This window comes from Streptomyces sp. NPDC006643 (genome assembly GCF_042870175.1).
In the GTDB taxonomy this organism is placed as follows: Bacteria; Actinomycetota; Actinomycetes; order Streptomycetales; family Streptomycetaceae; genus Streptomyces.
In genome coordinates this window covers 33,411-54,760 of record NZ_JBIAHA010000021.1, presented here as the reverse complement: position 1 = coordinate 54,760, position 21,350 = coordinate 33,411, and the positions used below count along the sequence as shown (strand labels likewise).

Annotated in this window: 21 protein-coding genes and 1 tRNA gene; 11 read left to right on the top strand and 11 right to left on the bottom strand. The window is 70.8% G+C overall.

The features are described 5' to 3' along the window. The first annotated feature begins 65 nt into the window (after nucleotides 1-65). Entirely contained in the window at nucleotides 66-803 is a 738-nt protein-coding gene (locus ACFYNU_RS26945) for a Tellurium resistance (protein WP_356595530.1), read from the top strand. A 109-nt stretch (nucleotides 804-912) separates the two neighbouring features. Here ACFYNU_RS26945 and ACFYNU_RS26940 read toward each other — a convergent pair whose 3' ends face one another. Further along, nucleotides 913-1,866: a TerD family protein gene (locus ACFYNU_RS26940; RefSeq protein ID WP_356595528.1), complete on the bottom strand. Its 954-nt coding sequence runs from the start codon at nucleotides 1,864-1,866 to the stop codon at nucleotides 913-915. A gap of 190 nt (nucleotides 1,867-2,056) precedes the next feature. On the opposite strand from ACFYNU_RS26940, the gene ACFYNU_RS26935 reads away from it, so the two are divergent. From ACFYNU_RS26935 to ACFYNU_RS26925, 3 genes are all read left to right on the top strand, one after another. Continuing rightward, on the top strand, nucleotides 2,057-3,220 hold the full coding sequence (locus ACFYNU_RS26935) for an HpcH/HpaI aldolase/citrate lyase family protein (protein WP_356595526.1): 1,164 nt from the start codon (nucleotides 2,057-2,059) through the stop codon (nucleotides 3,218-3,220). A gap of 89 nt (nucleotides 3,221-3,309) precedes the next feature. Beyond that, on the top strand, nucleotides 3,310-5,895 hold the full coding sequence (locus ACFYNU_RS26930) for a phosphoribosyltransferase (RefSeq protein ID WP_356595565.1): 2,586 nt from the start codon (nucleotides 3,310-3,312) through the stop codon (nucleotides 5,893-5,895). Next, nucleotides 5,892-6,725 (top strand): HAD family hydrolase, encoded by an 834-nt coding sequence (locus tag ACFYNU_RS26925; RefSeq protein ID WP_356595524.1) that lies wholly within the window; start codon nucleotides 5,892-5,894, stop codon nucleotides 6,723-6,725. The genes ACFYNU_RS26930 and ACFYNU_RS26925 overlap by 4 nt, the downstream gene beginning before the upstream one ends. Here the strand turns inward: ACFYNU_RS26925 and ACFYNU_RS26920 are convergent. Next, nucleotides 6,694-7,320 carry a DedA family protein gene (locus ACFYNU_RS26920; RefSeq protein WP_388767444.1) on the bottom strand — a complete coding sequence of 209 codons (627 nt, stop codon included), beginning with the start codon at nucleotides 7,318-7,320 and terminating at the stop codon, nucleotides 6,694-6,696. The genes ACFYNU_RS26925 and ACFYNU_RS26920 overlap by 32 nt on opposite strands. A gap of 109 nt (nucleotides 7,321-7,429) precedes the next feature. On the opposite strand from ACFYNU_RS26920, the gene ACFYNU_RS26915 reads away from it, so the two are divergent. Further along, nucleotides 7,430-8,569: a sensor histidine kinase gene (locus ACFYNU_RS26915; RefSeq protein WP_356595522.1), complete on the top strand. Its 1,140-nt coding sequence runs from the start codon at nucleotides 7,430-7,432 to the stop codon at nucleotides 8,567-8,569. Further along, on the top strand, nucleotides 8,560-9,204 hold the full coding sequence (locus ACFYNU_RS26910; protein ID WP_356595520.1) for a response regulator transcription factor: 645 nt from the start codon (nucleotides 8,560-8,562) through the stop codon (nucleotides 9,202-9,204). The genes ACFYNU_RS26915 and ACFYNU_RS26910 overlap by 10 nt, the downstream gene beginning before the upstream one ends. A 19-nt stretch (nucleotides 9,205-9,223) precedes the next feature. Here the strand turns inward: ACFYNU_RS26910 and ACFYNU_RS26905 are convergent, their stop codons facing one another. From ACFYNU_RS26905 to ACFYNU_RS26890, 4 genes are all read right to left on the bottom strand, one after another. Then, nucleotides 9,224-9,445 (bottom strand): zinc ribbon domain-containing protein, encoded by a 222-nt coding sequence (locus ACFYNU_RS26905; protein ID WP_031231787.1) that lies wholly within the window; start codon nucleotides 9,443-9,445, stop codon nucleotides 9,224-9,226. Between the two features lie 9 nt (nucleotides 9,446-9,454). After that, entirely contained in the window at nucleotides 9,455-10,087 is a 633-nt protein-coding gene (locus ACFYNU_RS26900) for a DUF4383 domain-containing protein (protein ID WP_356595518.1), read from the bottom strand. A gap of 86 nt (nucleotides 10,088-10,173) precedes the next feature. Beyond that, entirely contained in the window at nucleotides 10,174-11,538 is a 1,365-nt protein-coding gene (locus ACFYNU_RS26895) for a hypothetical protein (RefSeq protein WP_356595516.1), read from the bottom strand. Nucleotides 11,539-11,611: 73 nt separating this feature from the next. After that, a complete protein-coding gene (locus tag ACFYNU_RS26890; protein WP_356595514.1) occupies nucleotides 11,612-12,415 on the bottom strand; it encodes a DUF4097 family beta strand repeat-containing protein in 804 nt (267 codons plus the stop codon). A 200-nt stretch (nucleotides 12,416-12,615) separates the two neighbouring features. Here ACFYNU_RS26890 and ACFYNU_RS26885 point away from each other — a divergent pair. The 3 genes from ACFYNU_RS26885 (at nucleotide 12,616) to ACFYNU_RS26875 (ending at nucleotide 14,912) form a co-directional block, all read left to right on the top strand. After that, nucleotides 12,616-12,687, top strand: a tRNA-Val gene (locus ACFYNU_RS26885). 380 nt (nucleotides 12,688-13,067) lie between these two features. Next, complete coding sequence (locus tag ACFYNU_RS26880; protein ID WP_356595512.1) at nucleotides 13,068-14,420, top strand: hypothetical protein; 1,353 nt, start codon at nucleotides 13,068-13,070, stop codon at nucleotides 14,418-14,420. 33 nt (nucleotides 14,421-14,453) lie between these two features. Continuing rightward, complete coding sequence (locus ACFYNU_RS26875) at nucleotides 14,454-14,912, top strand: helix-turn-helix domain-containing protein (RefSeq protein ID WP_356595510.1); 459 nt, start codon at nucleotides 14,454-14,456, stop codon at nucleotides 14,910-14,912. A 20-nt stretch (nucleotides 14,913-14,932) separates the two neighbouring features. Here the strand turns inward: ACFYNU_RS26875 and ACFYNU_RS26870 are convergent, their stop codons facing one another. Then, entirely contained in the window at nucleotides 14,933-15,397 is a 465-nt protein-coding gene (locus ACFYNU_RS26870; protein WP_356595508.1) for a PaaI family thioesterase, read from the bottom strand. 84 nt (nucleotides 15,398-15,481) lie between these two features. Here ACFYNU_RS26870 and ACFYNU_RS26865 point away from each other — a divergent pair, with 84 nt between their 5' ends. Further along, nucleotides 15,482-15,709: a DUF2277 domain-containing protein gene (locus ACFYNU_RS26865; protein WP_356595506.1), complete on the top strand. Its 228-nt coding sequence runs from the start codon at nucleotides 15,482-15,484 to the stop codon at nucleotides 15,707-15,709. Between the two features lie 30 nt (nucleotides 15,710-15,739). On the opposite strand, the gene ACFYNU_RS26860 is transcribed toward ACFYNU_RS26865, so the two are convergent. The 4 genes from ACFYNU_RS26860 to ACFYNU_RS26845 form a co-directional block, all read right to left on the bottom strand. Then, nucleotides 15,740-16,417 (bottom strand): VTT domain-containing protein, encoded by a 678-nt coding sequence (locus ACFYNU_RS26860; protein WP_356595504.1) that lies wholly within the window; start codon nucleotides 16,415-16,417, stop codon nucleotides 15,740-15,742. Between the two features lie 465 nt (nucleotides 16,418-16,882). Then, nucleotides 16,883-17,320, bottom strand: coding sequence for a DoxX family protein (locus tag ACFYNU_RS26855; RefSeq protein WP_356595502.1), 438 nt, complete (start codon nucleotides 17,318-17,320; stop codon nucleotides 16,883-16,885). Nucleotides 17,321-17,644: 324 nt separating this feature from the next. Next, nucleotides 17,645-19,360 (bottom strand): alkaline phosphatase D family protein, encoded by a 1,716-nt coding sequence (locus ACFYNU_RS26850; protein WP_356595500.1) that lies wholly within the window; start codon nucleotides 19,358-19,360, stop codon nucleotides 17,645-17,647. Between the two features lie 132 nt (nucleotides 19,361-19,492). Beyond that, the gene (locus tag ACFYNU_RS26845; protein ID WP_356595497.1) at nucleotides 19,493-20,158 is read right to left on the bottom strand and encodes an HNH endonuclease family protein; all 666 of its coding nucleotides are present in this window, start codon (nucleotides 20,156-20,158) and stop codon (nucleotides 19,493-19,495) included. 251 nt (nucleotides 20,159-20,409) lie between these two features. On the opposite strand from ACFYNU_RS26845, the gene ACFYNU_RS26840 reads away from it, so the two are divergent. Next, nucleotides 20,410-21,147: an ABC transporter permease gene (locus ACFYNU_RS26840; RefSeq protein ID WP_356595495.1), complete on the top strand. Its 738-nt coding sequence runs from the start codon at nucleotides 20,410-20,412 to the stop codon at nucleotides 21,145-21,147. Nucleotides 21,148-21,350: the final 203 nt, after the last annotated feature.

Below are 21,350 nucleotides of genomic sequence, written 5' to 3'. Positions count from 1 at the left end.
CGGAAGCCTTCCGGCCGTCCCGCTGTTCACGTTCAGTACTGACAACTGGTGGGGGTGGAGCGGGGATGGCCTTCTGGGACAATCTATGGCGAAACAAGGCATCACAATTCGATTCGGGCAACTCATCGACGAACGCGATCGAGCTGACCAAGCGCAACCCGACGGTCTCGCTCACCAAGCAGGGCGCGGCCACCGGGAATCTCCGGGTCAACCTGTCCTGGCGAATGCGTACTTCGGACATCGAGGGACGCGGGAAACGGGGCGGCGGACTGCTGCGGCACCCGTTCAAACTCTTCAAGCCCGACGTGGTGCAGGCGCACACCCTGGGTGTGGTCAACGTCGACCTCGACATCGGGTGCATGTACGAACTGGCCGACGGCAGCAAGGGCGTTGTCCAGCCGCTGGGCGGATTCTTCGGCAGCCTGAACGAGCCGCCCTACATCAAACTCAGCGGTGACGACCGCTTCGGCGCCCCCTCCGGCGAGACGATATTCATCAACCTCGACCACTGGGAAGAGATCAAGCGGCTGCTCGTCTTCGTCTACATCTACGACCGCACCCCGGCCTTCGACCGGACCCACGCCAACGTCACGCTCTACCCGAGCAACGGCCCGCGCGTCGAGATCGAACTGGACGAGCGGGCCCCGCAGGCCCGGTCCTGCGCGGTGTTCTCGCTGGAGAGGGTGAAGGGCGATCTGGTGGTGCGGCGCGAGGTGAAGTTCGTGTACGGCTTCCAGGCGGAGCTGGACCGGCTGTACGGGTGGGGCCTCCAGTGGGGGCGGGGCTACAAGACGAAGACCTGAGCGGCCGGGCCGTCGAGTCGCCGAGCTGCCGCGTCGCCGGCTGTCGAGGGGGCGCGGGTGCGGGGCGTGGGGGCGCGGTGCGGCGCGGTGTGTGCCGTGCGGTGCGGGCCTACGGCCGTACGAACTGCGGTCCCATCGGCGGTAGCCGGAAATTCGGGTCCGCCGCGGGAGCCGCCGCCGCGGCCGGCTGCGGATATCCGTACGCCGGAGCCCCCTGCGGCACCGGCGGCGCGGACTGCGGCTGCGGACCAGGCGCGGGCGCGTGCGGATAGCCGTAACCGGACTGCGCCGGCGCGGGCTGCGGGTATCCGTAGGCCGGCTGGGCCGCCGCGGGCTGCGGATAGCCGTAGCCGGACTGCCCCTGCTGACCGGCCGGGAACTGCGGCTGCCGCGCGGGCGGTGCCTGCGGAGCGTTCTGGGTGCTCTGGGCGGGCAGGCCGGGAATCAGCGCGGTCGCGGCCTCCGCTCCGTCCGGGCCCTGCGCCGACCCGTCGGGCCCGTCGGCCCCTTCGGTCTCGTCGACCGAGATCCCGAAGGCCGTCGCCAGCCCGATCAGCCCGGTCGGATAGCCCTGGCCCACAGCCCGGAACTTCCAGTGGTTCCCGCGCCGGTAAAGCTCACCGCAGATGATCGCGGTCTCCTCGCCGGTCTCCGGCCGTACATCGAAGACAGCCAGCGGGTCGCCGTCGGCCTGCCCCGCGTCGTACAGCAGGACCCTCAGGTCATGCACATGCTGAAAGCTCGCCCCGTCCGACGACGCCGCGAGCACCACCTGGTCGACACTCGGGTCCAGAGCGGACAGATCGGCCTCGACGGTGTCCGTCAGCCCCTCGGGCACCTGCTTCTTCGGCAGCCGCCTGACCAGGCCCGACGGATGACGAGGCTGGTTGTAGAAGACAAAGTCCTCATCCGAGCGCACACGCCCCTCAGGCCCCAGCAGAAGCGCCGACGCGTCCACGTCAGGGACCCCCGCCCCCGGGGTCCAGCGCAGCACAGCCCTTACGGCCATGGCATTGAGGGGGACGTTCGAGCCCTTCACCATCGCGTGCGTCATGCCGTTCATCCTGCCTTCCCGCAGGCCGCGCGGACAACGTGGGGGCATGGTGGAAGGAGGTCGAGCGAGGGTGAGAGAGGGGCGAGAAGTGGACGAGTTACCTGAAATTCATGCAGGTGTGGAACTCTTGACTCCCGTCCATACGTACTATTACCGGCCACATGTCAACGCGACCACCGTGGCAGTACGGGGGATGTAAATGCGTCACTTCGGGCATATTCCGCCCACTGCTCGGCAAGGGCTGTTCCATCGGGAGCCCGGCGAGTTCACCTCGGCATCCCCGGCCCACATGCTCGCGACAGCCCTCGGGGCCACCCTCTACAGCCCCGCCACCCGGCCACGACTCGCCGACGACATCGTCAAGCTGGCAGGTCGCGGCGTGGTGTCGATGGTGCTGTGCCTTGAGGACTCCATCGACGACTCCGAGGTCGAATGGGCCGAGGAGAACCTCGTACGACAGTTCGCCGACCTCGACCGGCGCGGCGCGGAACTGCCGCTGCTGTTCGTCCGCGTCCGCGAACCGGACCAGATACCCGACCTCGTACGCCGGCTCGGCCCCGCCGCCCACATACTGTCCGGATTCGTACTGCCGAAGTTCACCGAAGAGCGTGGCGTGCCCTTCCTAGAGGCACTGATTTCAGCCGAACATGAGAGCGGGCGACGCCTCTTCGCCATGCCCGTACTCGAATCACCCGAGCTGCTCCACCTGGAGACCCGCGCCGAGACCCTCACCGGCATCGCCCGCACCGTCGACAAGTACCGGGAACGCGTACTGGCTCTCCGGCTCGGCGTCACCGACTTCTGCTCCGCCTACGGACTCCGCCGCGCACCCGATATGACCGCGTACGACGTACGCATCGTCTCCGCTGTCATCGCCGACGTCGTGAACGTCCTCGGCCGATCCGACGGCACCGGCTTCACGATCACCGGCCCCGTATGGGAGTACTTCCGACTCCACGAGCGCATGTTCAAACCACAACTGCGCCGCAGCCCCTTCCTCGAAGGACGCGCCGAGGAACTGCGCACCGCCCTCATCGAGCACGACCTCGACGGACTGCTGCGCGAGATCCAGCTCGACCAGACCAACGGACTGGTCGGCAAGACCTGCATCCACCCCTCGCACGTCATGCCCGTGCACGCACTGTCGGTCGTCAGCCACGAAGAGTTCAGCGACGCCCAGGACATCCTGCGGCCCGAACGGGGCCGGGGAGGCGTACTGCGCTCCTCGTACACGAACAAGATGAACGAGGTGAAACCCCACCGCGCCTGGGCCGAACGCACCATGCGGCGCGCCGAGGCCTTCGGCGTCGCCAAGGAGGACATCGGCTTCGTGGAACTGCTGGCCGCCGGGCTGAGCGAATGAGCACATCCGGCGCCAACGAAACCGGCCCGGACAGCGGGAACGACAGCGGGCTCGACAACGTCGACACAACGGCAGAGGAGAACGGCAACGTGGTGTGGTCGGGGTCATGGGTCGCCGAACGGCTGGGCATCACGCTCGTCGGCGGGGACGAACTGCGCGAGCTGCTGGGCCTGGCCCTGCGCCGCAACCCCAAACGCGCCCACCTCCTCGTCTCCAACGTCCTCGGCAAACACGTCCCGCAGCGGCCCTCCGTCGTCCACGGCGCGGGCGTCGCCCTCGGCGAGCGCGTACGGGACCTGCTCGGCGACGCCGCCGAACAGGCCGTCATCCTCGGCTACGCGGAAACGGCGACCGGCCTCGGCCACTCCGTCGCCGACGGCGTGGCACGCGCCCCGTATCTGCACTCCACGCGCCGTCCCGTGCCCGGTGTCGCCTCCGCCGGCGGGTTCGAGGAGTCCCACTCCCACGCCACCTCGCATCTGCTGCTTCCGGAGGACCCGCAGCTGCTGGCGGGCGACGGACCGCTGGTGCTCGTGGACGACGAGTTCTCCACGGGGAACACGGTTCTCAATACGATTCGCGCTCTGCACGCCCGCTACCCGCGCCGGTGGTACGTGATCGTGGCGCTCGTCGACATGCGCTCAGCCTCCGACCAGAGCCGGCTCGCGGAATTCGCCCAGGAGATCGGCGCCCGCGTCGACCTGGTGGCCATGGCCTCGGGCACGGTCGCCCTCCCGGAGGGCGTACTGGCCCGGGGGCAGGCACTGGTCGCGGAGTACGACAACGCTGCGGGGCCCGGAGCCGGAGTTGATGCCGGAGCCGGAGCTGGAGCTGGAGCTGGAGCCGGTGTTGGGATGAGGGTGGGGGCCCCCTCCCCCTCCCCCTCCCCCCAACCCCCGCCCCTCCCCGCCTCCCGGTCTGGTGCGACCGGAGCCGACGTCGTGCGTGTGCCGCTCGGCTGGCCCGACGGGCTGCCGGACGGCGGACGGCACGGCTTCACCCCCGCCCACCGCGCGCGTCTGGAGGCCGCCGTGCCCGGCATGGCCGCCGCCCTCGCCCAGGAACTCGGCGACGCCCGACACGTACTCGTCCTCGGCTTCGAGGAGCTGATGTACGCGCCCCTGCGCCTCGCACTGGAGCTTGAGCGGTCCGTCACCGGCATCGAGGTCCGCTACTCGACCACGACCCGCTCACCCGTCCTCGCCGTGGACGACCCCGGCTATGCGATACGCAGCCGGCTCGTCTTCCCCGCCCACGACACCGAAGCCTTCCCCGGCGGCGACGGCACCGGCGACCGGTACGCCTACAACGTCGCCGGCGGCGGCTTCGACGCCGTCGTCGCGGTCGTCGACTCCCTGGCGGACTCCCCGGAACTGCACGCCCCGGGCGGCCTGCTCGCCCAGCTCGCCGCTCATGTCCCCCGTGTCGTGCTCGCCGTCGTCCCCTCGTACCTCCCCTCTCCCTCGTACGCTCCCGACCGGCAGGAACCCCCCATGCTGCCCGCCCCTCTCCGTGGCCCCGCCTTCTCCTCGTACGCCGCCGACGACGTCGGCTGGCTCCTCCAGGACCTATCCGACGTGGAACTGGAAGCCCCGACGGAGGAGCGCGAAGAGGCGATACAGAGCGGCGGCGCCCACTACGCGGAGTCGCTGCCCGTCGAATACCAGCCCAGCCCCGAGTACCAGGAACTTTTCCGCTCCGCCCTCGGCACCTCCGCGGCCCGTATCGCCCGCGCCGTCGGCACCGTCACCGACACCGTGCTCGCCGAACACCCGCAGCGCTACGACGACCCGACCTCCCGGGAAGCCACCCAGGCCCGGCCCGTCCTGGTCTCACTCGCCCGCGCCGGCACACCCGTGGGTGTCCTGATGCGCCGCTGGGCCGGACACCGGCACGGACTGGACCTGACGCACTACGCCATCTCCATCGTGCGCGGCCGGGGCATCGACACCAACGCCATCCGCTGGCTCGCCGCCCACCACAACCCCGCCGACATCGTCTTCGTCGACGGCTGGACCGGCAAAGGCGCCATCACCCGCGAACTCGCCGACGCACTGGCCGACTTCCCCGACTTCCACCCCGAGATCGCGGTACTCGCCGACCCCGGCGGCTGCGTACGGACCTACGGCACCCGTGAGGACTTCCTCATCCCTTCCGCCTGCCTCAACTCCACCGTCTCCGGACTCATCTCCCGCACCGTCGTGCGCGCCGACCTGGTCGGCCCCGACGACTTCCACGGAGCGAAGCACTACCGCGAACTCGCCGACGCCGACGTGTCCGGCTACTTCCTGGACACCGTCGCCGCCCGCTTCGACGACGTCACGGACGCGGTGGACACCGAGGTCAAGGAACTCCTGTCCACCGACCGCGCACCCACCTGGGAAGGCTGGGCCGCCGTCGAGCGGATCAGTGAGGAGTACGGCATCCACGACGTGAACCTCGTCAAGCCCGGTGTCGGCGAGACCACCCGCGTCCTGCTGCGCCGCGTCCCCTGGAAGATCCTCGCCCGGCGCGGCGCGGGAACCGACCTCGACCACGTCCGGCTGCTCGCCGAACAGCGCGGCGTACCCGTGGAAGAAGTCGACGGACTTCCCTACACCTGCGTCGGGTTGATCCACCCGCGCTACACCCGTGGCGCCACGGGCGCCGACGGCACGGCGGTGGCCACCTCGTGAACGCGCCCATCTCCTCGGCGGCGCTGGTCGCCAGCGACCTCGACCGCACCCTCATCTATTCGTCCGCCGCGCTCCAGCTCGCCATGCCGGACGCCGAGGCGCCCCGTCTGCTCTGCGTCGAGATCTACGAGCGCCGGCCCCTGTCGTACATGACGGAGACCGCCGCCGCGCTCCTCGAAGATCTCGCCGGTGGCACGGTCTTCGTACCCACCACGACCCGCACCCGCGAGCAGTACTTCCGTATCCATCTGCCGGGCCCCGCACCTCGGTTCGCGATCTGTGCCAACGGCGGTCATCTTCTGGTCGACGGTGAGTCCGACCCCGACTGGCAGGCCACGGTGCGGGACCGTCTCGCCGAGAGCTGCGCCCCGCTCGGGGAAGTCAGGGAGCATCTGCTCGCCGCCGCCGACCCCGCCTGGCTGCTCAAGGAGCGCATCGCCGAGGATCTGTTCGCGTATCTCGTCGTCGACCGCGCACTGCTGCCCGAGGGCTGGGTGAAGGAACTCGCCGAGTGGGCCGACGGACGCGGCTGGACGGTCTCCCTCCAGGGCCGGAAGATCTACGCCGTGCCGCGACCGCTGACCAAGAGCGCCGCCGTGCGTGAGGTCGCCCGGCGGACCGGCGCCGAACTGACCCTCGCCGCCGGTGACTCCCTGCTCGACGCCGATCTGCTGCTGGGCGCCGACCGAGGCTGGCGGCCCGGTCACGGCGAGCTGGCCGACACCGGCTGGAGCGCCCCGCACGTGGAGACACTGACCGAGACCGGTGTGGCCGCGGGGGAGGAGATCCTGCGGCGGCTCAGTCGTGCCGCTTCTCCCTACGGGACCTGACGACCCGCCTGAGCACCAGCGCCAGGACGACGAGAACCGCGACACCCAGGACCAGCTTCGAATACGTCGAGACATAGCCGCTCACCTCCTTCCAGTTCTCGCCGAGCACATAGCCGGCCATGATGAACGCGGTGTTCCAGATCGCGCTGCCGAGTGTGGTCAGACCAAGGAAGAGGGGCAGCGGCATTCTCTCGACGCCCGCGGGCACGGAGATCAGACTGCGGAAGAGCGGAACCATCCGGCCGAAGAAGACAGCCTTCGCGCCATGCCGTTGGAACCACGCCTCCGTCTTCTCTATGTCGCTCGCCTTCACCAGCGGCACCTTGGACGCGAGAGCGATGGTCCTCTCCCGCCCGAGCCACGCCCCCAGCCCGTAGAGCGCGAGCGCGCCCACGACCGAGCCCGCGGTGGTCCACAGCACCGCCGCTATCAGACCTATCTGCCCGGTGCTGGCCGCGAAGCCCGCCAGCGGGAGAATCACCTCGCTGGGCAGCGGAGGAAACAGATTCTCCAAGGCGATTGCTATGCCCGCGCCCGGGGCTCCGAGCGTGTCCATCAAGCTGTTGACCCATTGCTCCGGGCTGTTTCCGATCATGACTCCCACGCTAGATGCCTGCTCAGGCAAGCACATTGAGGCGGACCGTATGGATTACTGAGGTTTCCCGCAGTGTGCGGGTACATGTCCCCGGCTAGCGTTATTGATCGTGAACACAGTGGTGCGTCGAGTGGCGCGGTTCGGGGTGGGGCTCAGTCTGGGCAGCTGCACGGCAGTGGTCGGGATGCTTTTCTCGCTGCTCGTGGGCATAGCTCTGCTCCTCGTGCGGGCGTGGCCGCGCGGGCGTCGCGCGGTCATGCGGCCGGTGGCGGCGGGTGCGCGAAGACTGGTCGACGTGGAGCGGCACCGGCTCCGCACGATGTTCGGCGAGCGGGTCTCGGCGAGTTACGAGCCGGCCGGAGCGCTCCGTTATCTCGCGACGCGCTGGACGGTCGGACTGTTCGGGACCGTCACGCTGTCGACCGCGATGGTCAGCGCCGGGTACAGCACTTTTTTCATCTACGCGTGGGCGATCACCGACCTCAAGCATCCGGGCACGCTCGTGGCGGCCACCTTCGGCGGTCTGTTCCTGTTGTTGCTCTGCGTGCAGGGGTTCTTCGTGACCGCCACCCTCGAAGGGCGGTTGGCCAGGCACTTCCTGGGGCCCAGCCGTCAGGAGGCGTTGGAGCGACGTATAGAACAGCTCGCCGTCAGCCGGGCGGGTGTGGTGGACGTGGTGCATGAGGAGCGCCGTCGTATCGAGCGGGATCTGCACGACGGGGTGCAGCAGCAACTGGTGGCTCTCGGGATGCTGCTGGGCCGTGCCCGGCGCAGCGCTGACCCGCGGCATGCGGACGAGTTGCTGCGGCAGGCGCACGAGCACAGCAGCCACGCGCTGAACGAATTGCGGGAGGTGGCCTGGCGTGTCTATCCGACGGTGCTGGACGAGGCGGGTCTGAAGGCGGCGCTGGAGACGGTCGCCGAGCGGTCCCCGCTGCCGGTGCGGCTGCGCTGCCGGCTGAGTGCCGAACCGCCGAAGGCGGCGGCGACCGTGGCCTATTTCGTGGTCTCCGAAAGCGTCACCAACGCGGTCAAGCACTCGGGGGCGACGAATATCGAGGTGAAAGTGGTCGAGGACTCCCGCACCTTGCGAATACATGTGACGGACGACGGCAAGGGCGGTGCCGATCTGTCGGGCAGCGGACTTTTCGGGCTGTCCCGTCGTGTCGACGCACTCGACGGGCTCCTGCGTATCGACAGTCCGCCCGGTGGACCCACCACGATCACCGCGGAGATTCCATGCGAGTAGTGCTGGCCGAGGACTCGACGCTGCTGAGGGAGGGCCTGGTGCGGCTGCTCTCCGAGGAGGGGCACGAGGTGATGGACGCGGTCGCCGACGCGGGGGCGCTGCTGGCCGTCGTCGCCCATGACCCGCCGGATGTGGTGGTGGCGGACGTACGGATGCCGCCCTCGCACACCGACGAGGGGCTGCGGGCCGCGCTGGAGATCCGCGAGCGGTGGCCCGCGGTGGGGGTGCTGGTCCTCTCCCAGTATGTGGAGAAGAGGTACGCGGCGGAGTTGCTGAGCGCGGACTCGGGGGGAGTGGGCTATCTGCTCAAGGACCGGGTGGTCCAAGTGGACGAGTTCCTCGACGCGTTGGAGCGGGTGGCGGAGGGCCGGGCGGCCTTCGACCCGGAGGTCGTACGGCAGTTGCTGGCCCGCTCCAACCGTACGGATCCGCTGTCCCGGCTCACCGAGCGTGAGCGGGAGGTGCTCGGCGAGATGGCCCAGGGGCACACCAACACGGCGATCGCGCGGCGGCTGTACATCTCGGTCAGCGCTGTCGAGAAGCACTGCAACGCGATCTTCGACAAGTTGGAGATCAGCGGCACGGGCGGCTACAGCCGCCGGGTCCTGGCCATCCTGCGCTACCTCAACACCTAGGGCAGTTCCGGCGGCGGCCCTAGGAGCAGCAGCCCCCGCCGCAGCAGCCGCCTCCGCCTCCGGCCGAGGGAGCGGGGGCCGGTGAGCCCTTCGCGGAGCCGCCCACCGCGACGGTGGACAGCAGTTTCACGGTGTCCTGGTGGCCGGCGGGGCAGGTCGCCGCCGCCGACGACTCCGCCATGGGGCGGCTGAGTTCGAAGGTGGTGTCGCAGGGGCGGCAGCGGTACTCGTAGCGAGGCATGGGGCCAGGCTATCCGGCCGTCCGGTGCGCTCCCTGCCGGTGCCGGGAGGTCACGGCACGGTGGGCGTGGACGGCGCGCTGCCCGGCGGCGGTCCGGTCGCGTCGCTCGTCCTCCACCTGGCCGGGGTGGCGGGCCCGCCAGTAGGGGTTGTTGTGCGGCAGGCCGCCGCTGACTCTCCCGTACATGCCGAAGAACATGAGCAGCAGACCGACCACGAAGCTGAACAGGACGTTCTGGATCCGGAAGTTGAGGGGGTTGAAGCCGGTGTCGATCAGCGCGAGATTGACGAAGCCGCTGAGGATGAAGAGAACGCCGAGGATCATGTTCAGTGTCGACGCGAAGTTCTTGCCGATGAGCATGCCGACGAAGAGCAGGACGCCGACGCAGATGGACAGGACGCTCAGCGCGCCGTTGGTGTTGAGACCGGCGGTGGTGTGGCTGCCGGTGCCGAAGACACCGATCTGGTTGATCAGTCCGAGGATGCCGAACACGAGCAGCACCAGACCGATCAGTCCCGCACCGATCCGGTACACGCGGCTCAGGGTGTGGTCGACGGGCAGGTGCTCGTCGAGCCTGACCCGCCGCCGGTGCTGGTCCTGTCGTTGCCGTACGGGGCGGGAAACGGTCCCTTGACCGGACATGAGCGGCCCCCTTCAGCCGTGCGTGCCTGTGGCCTGCGTACGTACCTCCAGGATCCGTCCGGCACCACCAAGGGACAAATCGGGCGTCAGGCTCCCGCGCCGCGCTCGTCCCGGATCTCCCCGACGACACGGGCCGCCGTGTTGCGGACCGCTTCCGTCTCCACCAGGAAGTGCCACCAGTCGGGATGCCGGCCCTCCAGCCCGGCCACGGCCCGGTCCAGCCGTGCCACGGCGTCGTCCAGCGGGCGCGCGTGCCGGGGGTCCGGGGTGTTGCGGCCCGCCATCGCGAGGCGCTGCGCGTCCCGTACGGCGAACCGTGTCCGGTCGATCTCGTGCTGCGGGTCCTTGGAGACGGCGTTGAGCCGCTGAAGCCGGTCACCGGCGGCGGACACGGCCTCGTCGGTGGAGTTCAGCAGCGCCCTGACCGTGCTGAGCAGGGCTGTCGCGTCGGGCCAGCGCTGCTCGTCGCGCGCCTTCGCGGCCTCCTTCAGCTTCTCCTCCGCCTGGTGCACGGAGGTCTCCGCCTGTGCGGGCACCGGCTGGAGGTCCTGCCAGCAGGCGGCGCTGAAGCGGCGCCGCAGCTCGCTCAGGACGGGCTCCACGGAGCCCGCGCGCGTCGTCAGGGCCTGGGCGCGGGTCCGCAGCGACACCAGCCGCCGGTCGATCTCCGCCGCGCGCTCCGGCAGCCGCTCGGCCTCGGCCCGTACCGCCTCGGCGTCCCGCAGCACCCGGTCGGCGCGCTGAATGGTCTCGGCCACGCCGTGCTGCCCCGCGCCCTGGTTGAGCTTCGTCAGCTCCGGCCCGAGCGTCGCGAGGCGCGCCGCCAGGTCGTCGGCGCGCAGCCCGCTGCCACGGACCGCGTCCAGGGCGTTGCTCGCGGCGAGCAGCGTCTGCCGTGCCCGCTCCACGGCGGGTGCCAGCCGTGCCAGCTGCGTCTCCGCCTTGTCGAGCAGCGGGCCGAGGCCGCGCTCGAAGCGGTCCAGCTCGCCCTTGACCCGGACGAGCTCGTCCTTGGCCCGGGTCAGCTCCGTACGGGCCGTGGAGGCGACGGACGGCTCCAGATCGTCGCGGTCGAGATCATGGGCGTCGACGGCGTTGATGTAGCCGCTGCTGGCCTCGTCGATCCGCTGTCCCAGCCGGGCGAACTCGTCCGCGACCCGCCGCGCGCCCGGCGAACTGTCGACCGCGGTGATCGTCTCTATCGAGATGCGCAGGTCACGCTGGGCGGTGTCCAGCTCGTAGAAGGCGGCTGCGGCGGCGTCCTTGGCAGCCTGCGCGTCCGCGCGCTGGTTCTCGCCGCGCCCGCCGAACCACCGCCGCGTACCCCCGCCCGCGAAGGCCCCGGGCAGGGCCGCGACGATCAACGGCACCGGCAGCAGCATCAGGGTGAGGACATCACGGACGCCACCCGCCCTCGCTCGTGCGTGCGGCTGCGCGTGTGTCGCCGTCACATCCCTCTCCCGTGCCGATTACGCCCCTGCCGAGTACATTCTCCCACCAGGAAGGGACGAACACACGAGTCGGTTAGTTCGCGCTTCGGACTGTGACTTTGCCGTTGTCGCTACGGGCCTTCACCACATGGCCGCTGGCGTCGTCCGTGGGCACGTCCACATCGACGCTCCCGTTGCGGCTCCGGGCGGTCACGGCGTAGGTGGTGCCCGACTTCGGCAGGTCGATCGTGACGGACCCGTTGTCGCTGGACGTGTCCACCGTGTCCGGTACGGAGCTGAGCCCCAGCCGCACCCCGCCGTTGTCGGAGCGGGCGTGCACCGACTTCGACGAGACGCCGTCGGTCGTCACCTTGCCGTTGTCGCTGAACAGATCGAGCCTGCCGCTGGAGTCGCGCACCTGCACGGAGCCGTTGTCGGAGCGCAGGTGCAGGTCGGTGTCGAAACCCGCCGCGCGCACACTGCCGTTGTCGTTCTGCACCTTCACGGCGATGCCGCGCGGGACCTTCACCTTGTGCCGGGACTCGCAGTTGTTCACGACGCCCGTGCACTTCACCTTGAGCGTGAGGGTGTCCTCGTCCAGCTTCCATACGGCGTCGGGCCCCGAGCCGAACATCACCCAGCCGTCGACCTGACGCGTCACCTCGATGTCCTTCACGTCCGCCGGCACCAGCTCGATCGAGGAGTTGCCCGACGCGATGTTCAGCGTCCGGCCGCCGAAGGCGAACGACCGCTTCTCGACCGGCGCGTCGTCGGTGTCGGCGCTCCCGCACCCACCGACGGCGACCACGGCGAGCACGGCGCCGCCGGCGGCGACGAGCGTACGGACGCGGCGGACGCGGCGGGTGCGGCGGGTGTGGTGCGTGCGGTGTGTGTCCACGGTGATCGGTCCCCCAAGATGGTCCTGCGGATGTGCCCCCACCGTACGAATCCCGCCGCCCCGGAACGATCCGGTCGGCCACCGTCTCCGTGGTGGGGATATCCCCCCGCCGCCGCGCTCCGGGGCCGGGCCGGGGGCCCGGTCCGCGAAGGCGTTTGCGGGCGGGGGCCGTGCTCCATGTACGCTGTTGCCTCATCCAAGGGTGCGTAGCTCAGGGGTAGAGCGCTGCTCTTACAAAGCAGATGTCGGCGGTTCGAAACCGTCCGCGCCCACCGGAAGTAACCGCAGGTGAGACCTGATCCGGCCTCTCGTCCAGTACATGGGCGGGGGGCCGTTCTGCGTGATCGGCGACACCGGAAGTCCACATGGCCCTGCCGGCTCTTCTCGCGCTTGCCCGTGCGGCGGTTGGCAAGATGGCGGAGAAATGGGTTGAGTTGGGTTGAAGTGCCGTGTTGTGTGGAGTGATCCGCAGGGGGTGGCTGACCACCGGCCCCGGAACGCGGCGGGACAGGCGCGGCGCCGTGCGCCGCCCGGCGACACCGGGGGAGTGCCACGCGTGCGGACTGACGTCGGGCCGGCCGTCGGCCGGGTCGCTCCGCGCGCCCGAGATGGGCGTGCAGAGGCGGTTCGGGGGCGGTGGGGGCTTGCCTGGGTGTGTGGGGCGTTCGTCGTTGTCGCCGGGGTGCTCGTGCCCGTCGGGCTGCCGCTGGGGTGGGACGAGATCGTCTACGCCAGCAGGTTCGGGCCGTACGGGGGCGGTGTGCCGTTCAGCGCGCCGCGTACGCGCGGGGTGCCCCTGTTGCTCGTGCCCGTCGCCTCGTGGAGCGATTCGGTGGTGCTCCTGAGGCTCTGGATGGGGGCCCTCGCGGGCGGTGCGCTGTATCTGGGGTGGCGGCCGTGGCTGGCGGTGCTGCGGAGGCCGGCGGGGGTGTGGGTGGCCGCAGGGCTGTACGGGAGTCTGTGGTTCGCACTCTTCTACGCCAACTCCGCCATGCCCAACCACTACACGGCGATGGGCGCGGTCGCCGCGACCGGTTGCTTCCTGCGGCGCGATCCCGGGCGGGGCGCGTACGCGGGGATCGCCGCCGGGCTGGCCGTCGTCACGCTGATGCGGCCCAACGACGGTGCCGCCGTGGCCCTTCCGCTGTTCGCCGCCGCGCTGCTGGTCCCCGCGTGGCGGAACCGGGGGCGAGCAGCCGCCGTGGTGGCGGGGGTCGCGGTCGGGGCGGCGCCGTGGGTCGTGGAGGCGTGGCTGCGGTTCGGCGGGGTGGCGCGGCGGCTGACCGAGGCGAGCGACACCCAGGGCGGCATGCGGCCCGTGCTCTCGCTGAAGGCCCATCTCACCGCCCTGGACGGCCCGTTGCTCTGCCGGCCCTGTACGGGGGACACCGTCGCCTCGGGCGTCGTCGAGTGGTGGCTGCTGCTGCCGCTGCTGGTCGTGCTGGGCATGTGGACCACGAGGCGCGCCGGGCGGGCCACCGGGCCGCTGTGGCTCGCGGTCGCCGTCGCGGTGTCCGTCTCGCTGCCGTACCTCTTCCTCGTCCCGTACGCGGCGCCCCGTTTCCTGCTGCCGGGCTACGCCCTGCTGGTGCTGCCCGCCGCCGTCGGACTGCTCGCCGCCGCGGGCCGGGCGCGCCGCTCACGCCCGCTCGCCGTCGCGCTCGCCCTCGTACTGCTGGGGCACGGCGCCGTACAGATCGCGCAGGTACGGACCCATGTGAGCGTCCAGGAACGGGCGCGCGGCGACTGGCAGCGGATCAGCGCCGTACTGCGCGAGAACGGGGTACGGCCGCCGTGCCTGATCAAGGGGAACAGCTCCGCGATCCCCGTCGCGTACACCGCGGGCTGCGCCTCCGCCGCCATGGACGACCCGGCTCCCGCCACGGCGGTGATCCTGCGCCGCAGCGAGCCGCCGCACTGGGCGCGCGACTGGCGGCGCCACGCGGTGCCCGGCACGTACAACCCGGGCTGGTCCGTCGCCGTACGGCCTCCGGCGGCGCCGTGACCGGCGGCCCGGCCCGGCTCCTACACTCGGCACATGCGGTGGAACGAGATCGGTGACGTCGACTGCTCGGTCGCGCGGGCCCTGTCGGTGGTGGGGGACCGCTGGACGCTGCTCGTGCTGCGCGACGCGTTCCTCGGCGTACGGCGCTTCGAGGACTTCCGGGCGAACACGGGCGCCTCACGCCCCCTGCTGACCGAACGGCTGGCCACGCTCGTGGAGCACGGGGTGCTGCGGCGGGTGCGGTACCAGGAGCGGCCAGAGCGGTACGAGTACCGGCTCACCGAGAAGGGCGTCGGTCTGTACCCGGTGCTCGTCTCGCTCCTGACCTGGGGCGACCGGTGGATGACGGGCGACGACGGTCCGCCCGTACGGCTGCGGCACGAGACGTGCGGGCACACGACGACGCCCGAGCTGGCCTGCCCCGACTGCGGCGAGCCGATCGACCCGCGGGACATGCGGCCGGTGCTGAGGGCCGACACGGCCCAGGGCTGAGATGCCCCGAAGGACACCCCCTAGGCCGCCGGCTGCCCTTCGGGGCGCAGGATCATGCAGGTCGTCGTCGCGTGGGCGATCAGCTTGCCGCGTTCGTCCGTGACCCTGCCCTCGGCCGTCGCCGTCCGCCGGCCCACGTGGATCGTCGATCCCACCGCCGTGAGCCGTCCCGCGTCCACGGCGACCGTACGGATGTAGTTCACCTTCAGCTCCAGCGTCGTGAAACCCACCCCCGCCGGCAGTGTGGTGTGGACCGCACAGCCGAGGGCCGAGTCGAGCAGCGTCGCCGCAATACCGCCGTGGACCGTGCCCAGCGGGTTGGCGAAGTCCGGCTTCGTGCTGAGCGACAGGACGACACGGCCCTCGTCCAGTTCGTCGAAGGTCATGCCGAGGAGCCGTCCCACGGAGGGCAGGTCGGTGGGCTGCCCGGCCGCCCAGCGCAGCAGTTCGAGTCCGGACATCGTGGTGAGGTCGGCAGTCGTCATGCGGCAGAAGCTATCAGTTCTGTTTCTGAACCCACCAGGGCCCACCAGGGCCCGCCAGGGGCGGCGATCGGTCACACTGGAGGTATGTGCCGCAGCATCAAGACTCTCCGTCCGCCCGTCATCCCCGAAGAGGCCACCGAGGAGGAGATCAGGGCCGCCGCCCTTCAGTACGTACGCAAGGTCTCCGGCTTCCGCGCGCCCGCCGCCCACAACCGTGAGGTGTTCGACCGGGCCGTGGAGGAGATCGCCGCCTCCACGATGCGGCTGCTCGACGGCATCGAGGTACGGGGCGCGGCCCGCACGCAGGCCTGAGACCGTCCGTCGGGACGGCTCGGGACGGGCTCAGACGACCGGGGCCGCTACCTGTCCCGGTGCGCCGTTCCGACGCCGTGCCGGGCGGCGTACCAGATACGCGGCCACCGACCCCGCCGCGAACAGCGCCAGCAGGGACACCGCCGCGCCGAACCAGCTCGCGCCGAGCCACTGGCCGCCGAAGTAGCCGAGCCCCACGCTGTAGCCCGTCCACGCCACGGCCGCCAGTGCCGACCAGGGCAGGAACTCCTTCACCCTGCGGTGCGCCGCGCCCGCGCTCAGCGAGACCACGGAGCGGCCCGCCGGGACGAAGCGGGCGATCACCACGAGGATCCCGCCGCCGGTGAGGGACGCGCCGAGGCGTTCCTGCGCGGTGGTCAGCCGGCGTGAGCGGGCGATGGCGCGCGCCAGCCGGTCCCCGCCGCGCCAGGCGAGGCGGTACGCGACGAAGTCGCCGAGTACGGAGGCGACGGCCGCGCACACCATCAGCACCAGCAACGAGGGCACTTCCTGCGGCACATGAGCCACGTGCGACACCTTGCCGGCCGCGTCGGCGACCGCCGAGGTCCCCGCTGCCGCCGCCGTCGCGGCCGTGATCACCAGTACGCCGCTGGGCAGCACGGGCAGGAACACGTCCAGAAGAACGGAGAGCGCCACAACGGCGTAGATCCATGGGCTGCCGGTCAGCGCGCCCAGACTCTCCAGCACTTTCGCATTCCCCGTTTCCGTAACGAAGCCGAAATGCCCCGGCCTCGTGTCCCCCCGACCGCCGGCCCCCTCGCGCGAAGTGACGAGAGGGTGGCTGTCAGCCATACAGCGTACGCCTGTGTGGTGGACCACCTTCCCACGGGGCGGGTGTTGTCCACCTCCTGTTTGTCGGATGGCTGAGATCGGGGAATGGCCGAATGTGGGCGTCCGGCTGTGTCCGCCGGACAGGGGCCCGGCGGACGGGAGCCCACCGGACGGGACTTCGCCGGACAGGGGCCCGGCGGACGGGACTTGGCCGGACGGGAGTCCATCCGGCAGGACTTCGCCGGACGAGGCTCCGCCCGAGAGGAGTCTGCCGGACAGCACGGCGCCCGGACCCCGCCGAAACGGGATCCGGGCGCCTGCGCTGCTGTTCGAGCTGTCCGGCCGCCGGTCAGGGCGCGGCCGTGGTGAGCTGATCGCCCGTCAGGCCGCGACCGCTGTGGGCTGGTCGTGGCGCTCCGGCTCGCGTGTGCCGCGCGTGCCGATGAGCCGGTCCAGCGAGAGCGCGCCGGGGCCGACGAAGACGATCAGCAGGAAGGCCCAGCAGAATATCGCCGAGGCCTCCCCACCGTTCTGCAGGGGGAACAGCCCGTCGGGCTGGTGGACGTTGAAGTAGGCGTACGCCATGGAACCCGAGGCCACGAACGCGGCGATCCGGGTACCCAGACCGAGGAGGACCAGGCTGCCTCCGACGAGCTGGATGACTGCGGCGTACCAGCCGGGCCAGGTGCCGGCTTCGAGCGTGTCCTTGCCGAGGACGCCGAAGAGTGTCGCGGCGCCGTGGCAGGCGAAGAGCAGTCCGATCACCATTCGGAAGAGTCCGAGGGCGTACGGCTGCGCGTGGTTGAGACGTGTGGACATGGGGGGTGGGGCTCCTTCGGTTCGGGACGTAACCGACGAGATGCCTCACGTTAGGCAGCCCTAAGGAATGCTTGCAAGTTCAACATCCCGCTGACGGATGTTTCTCGGCCGAACGTCCGTTCTCCGGTGCGAAGGTGAGGTCATGGCGTCTGACCTGCTTCTTCCGATCAACTTGTCGCGACTGCGACGGAGATCCCGAAAATCTGGGCATGGGCGGACCAATGTCCGGTACGGAGGAACCGGGCGCAGCGGGCGAATGCGGGCGAAGGGCTGCCCAAGGGGACGTATGTACGGCCCCGAGGTCACCTCGGCATCACCGCGGCATCACCGTGTCGCCAACTCCCGTTCGTCGACGGTCACCAGTCGCGCCGCCTCGCCGGGCTCCCCGTCCCGCGCCCGCACCTGCGCCAGGCTCAGCCGCGCGGACCGTCCCCGCAACGTCAGCGTCATCAGCTGATTACCGAACCACGGGCCACCGGTCTTCCCCCAGGAGACGGAGGGGGTGCTCACCCGGCCGTGCCGGGCGAACGCGAGCCCCAGCCGCCGGCCGGCCCTGCTCCAGCCGAAGCGGAAACCGAGACGTATCGAGAGCGGGATGGAGTTGTGCACGGGGGAGCAGGTGAGCTGGACGACCCGCGACCGCGGCTGAGCCGTGCGCCAGCGCGGCTCGGCGACATACGCGTGGTGCACATCGCCCGACAGCACACAGACCGTCGCCGGCGCGCCGGGCCCGCTGCCCACCTCGGCGAGCAGATTCGCCAGCTTCTCGAACGATGTCGGGAACGCCGCCCAGTGCTCCAAGTCCGCCGCGCGGCGCAGCTTCTCGCCGAAGCGCGCCCAGCGCGGCCCGCGCTCGCCCCCGGCCAGCGCGGCGTTCCAGCTCTCCGCGTCGTGGACCAGCGGCGGCAGCAACCAGGGCAGGGAGGTGCCGATCAGGAGGTGATCGCGGTCGTCCGGATCGGTCAGCGCCTGCTCACGCACCCAGCGCGCCTCGTCCGGATCCAGGATCTCCCGCTGCCCCTCCGCCAGGACGCGGGCCGCCCGCGAGTCGACCATCAGCAGTCGCGTCCGGCCGAAGTCGCGGCGGTAGCTCCAGCGCACACAGGCCGGATCGGCGTCGGCCTCGACGGCGAACTCCCGCAGCCGCTCGGTGCCGTCCGGCTCCGCCCGTACGGCGGCGTACAGCTTGTCGGCGGCCAGTTCGGCGGGGGAGAGATTCCCGAGGTGCTGATACACCCAGTACGACATCAGACCGCTGAGGATGCGCTCCCGCCACCACGGCTTCGTACGCATCTCGGCCAGCCAGGACGCGCTCGTGTTCCAGTCGTCGATCACATCGTGATCGTCGAAGATCATGCAGCTCGGCACGGTGGAGAGCAGCCAGCGGACCTGGGGGTCGCTCCACGACTCGTCGTAGAGGTAGGTGTACTCCTCGTAGTCGGCGACCTCCGCGCCCGGCGGCTCGGCCAGATCGCGGCGCCCGGCCAGCCGGCGGCGCGTCGCCTTCGACGTCTCGTCGGCGTACACCTGGTCGCCGAGGAGGATCAGGACGTCCGGGCGTACGGCTCCGGGGTCGGCCGTGAGGGCCGCGGCGAGGGTGTGCAGGGCGTCGGGCCCGACGGGGTCGGGCTCACCGACCGGCGCCGAGGCCCAGCGGCAGGAACCGAAGGAGACGTGCAGCTCGGGCGCGTCGGGGTCCGGGGCGCCGGGGTCCGGGGCGGTGTGCGGGGCGCCGGGGTCCGGGGTGGCGGCCGGCGTACGGATCACGCTCGGCGGGTACGGGGAGTCCTCGGGCGGCCAGACGCGCGCCTCGTCCAGCAGCACCTCGTACGCGACCGTGGTGCCGGGGGCCAGCCCGGTCACCGGGATCAGGGCGTAGTGGTGCCCGGCGATCAGAAACGTGCGCGACGAGCCGTACGCGCCGCCCTCGCAGCGGACCTCGGCCGTGCACGGCCGGTCCGTCTCGACCCAGATCGTGGCCGTGCCGGCGGATTCCCCGTCGACATAGCGCAGCAGTGGTCCCAGGCGCAGCCCGGTCATGGTGCCTCCTCCGTCGCCCCGTACGGTACGGAACGACGGAGGGGCCCGACCAGGTTCCGGTCTGTGACAGGCGGCACGATCAGCTGCCACGGGTGGTTTGTCCGCCTGTCGGCGGTGGTCCGGCAGGCGTCGTCAGCAGCCGTTGAGGACGCTCTGGAGCTTGCTCTTCTCGGCCGAGTCGACGCTCAGGTTGTAGGCGTGCTTCACGTCCACCCACATGCGGGCGTACATGCAGTGGTACGAGGCGCTCGGCGGCATCCACTCCGCCGGGTCGCGGTCGCTCTTGGACTGGTTGACGTTGTCGGTGACCGCGATCAGCTGCGGGTTGCCCAGGTCGTTGGCGAAGCTCTGGCGCTGGGCGGTGGACCAGCCGCTGGCGCCGGAGGTCCACGCCTCGGCGAGCGGAACCATGTGGTCGATGTCCACGTCACTGGCCGCGGTCCAGGTGGCGCCGTCGTACTCCGAGAACCAACTGCCGCTGGTCGCCGCACAGCTGGAGTTCGTCACGACGTTCGAGCCGTCGCGCTTGAGCACCGTCTCGCGCGTGTCGCAGGCGCCCGACTGGGTGATCCAGTGCGGGAACAGGTCACGGCTGTAACCGCTGGTGGAGCCCTCGGCGCGCTCGGTCAGCTGACCGAGGTAGGTGCGCGCGGTGGAGGCGGCGATCGGGGTGGGCGGGGATGCCTGGGCGGGCGTCGGGGCGACGAGCAGCGCGGTGGCCGAGACCAGCGCGGCGGACGCGGCGATGACGGCTATTCGGCCGGCGGGACGGCCGTGACGCGCGTAGATACCTGACATGCGAACTCCCTTGTCGTGGGGGCGGGAAGCTGATCGACCGGAACCGGGTGGGGCCGGAACCGAACGCTCATCGTCGCGGTGCCGGATTGCTGTGAGGTGGGCACCAGGTAACAGGGTGACGACATGGGCACGTCACATCAAGAGTTTTGGGACGTCAGTCGTGGGACTTGGGGCGCGTCAACCGCTCGCACGCGGGCGCTATCTGACGTACAGGCAAAATGTCCGTCACGGAACGGGGTTGGGTGAGGCACATGCTCTTGAAGGTCGATCTCACATTCGGAGTCGTCCTGGCGGTCCTGCTGGTCGCCGCCACGGGCACCGCCGCGCTCGCGCACCTCGGACGGGGGCGCGAGATCGCGACCGCCGGGGTGCGGGCGGCGGTCCAACTCGGCGCGGTCTCCCTGGTGATCGGGTGGGTCGTCGGGTCCGTGCCCGCTCTGCTGGCCTTCATCGTGCTCATGTACGCGGTGGCCGTACGCACCGCGGGGCGCCGCATCACGGACAACGGGACCTGGTGGTGGGCCGCGGTTCCCATCGGGGCGGGCGTGGCACCGGTGGTCGCGGTGCTGCTCCTCACCGGGCTCGTACCCGTCAAGGGCATCGCCCTGATCCCCATCACCGGCATCCTCATCGGCGGCGCGCTGACGGCGACGGTGCTCGGCGGACGGCGCGCGCTCGACGAACTCGGCGCGCGCCGGGGCGAGGTGGAGGCCGGCTTCGCGATCGGTCTGCCCGACCGGGACGCCCGGCTGGAGGTCGCGCGCCCGGCGGCGGCCGACGCGCTGCTGCCGGGGCTGGACCAGACGCGGACGGTGGGGCTGGTGACGCTGCCGGGCGCCTTCGTCGGGATGCTGCTGGGGGGTGCGTCGCCGTTGTTCGCGGGCGCGGTGCAGCTGTTCGTGCTGGTGGCGCTGATGGCGGTGCAGGCGGTGGCGGTGAGTGTGGTGCTGGAGCTGGTGGCGCGGGGGGTGGTGCGGCGGGGTGGGTAGGGGGCTCTTTCCTCTGTACCCACCCCTTCCCGGAACCGGGGTGCGCCCCGGACCCCCGGGGGTGCGGGGTGGTTGTTTTCGCCGGGCGGTTCCGGTCCCGCTTGAACGAGTTGTTCCGGCCCTACCCCTGTCGGGTCTCGGCTGGGCCCATGGTGGTTCCGCTGTCGGCGGACCGGCTGGATTTCAGGCGGTGGCCCGCAAGG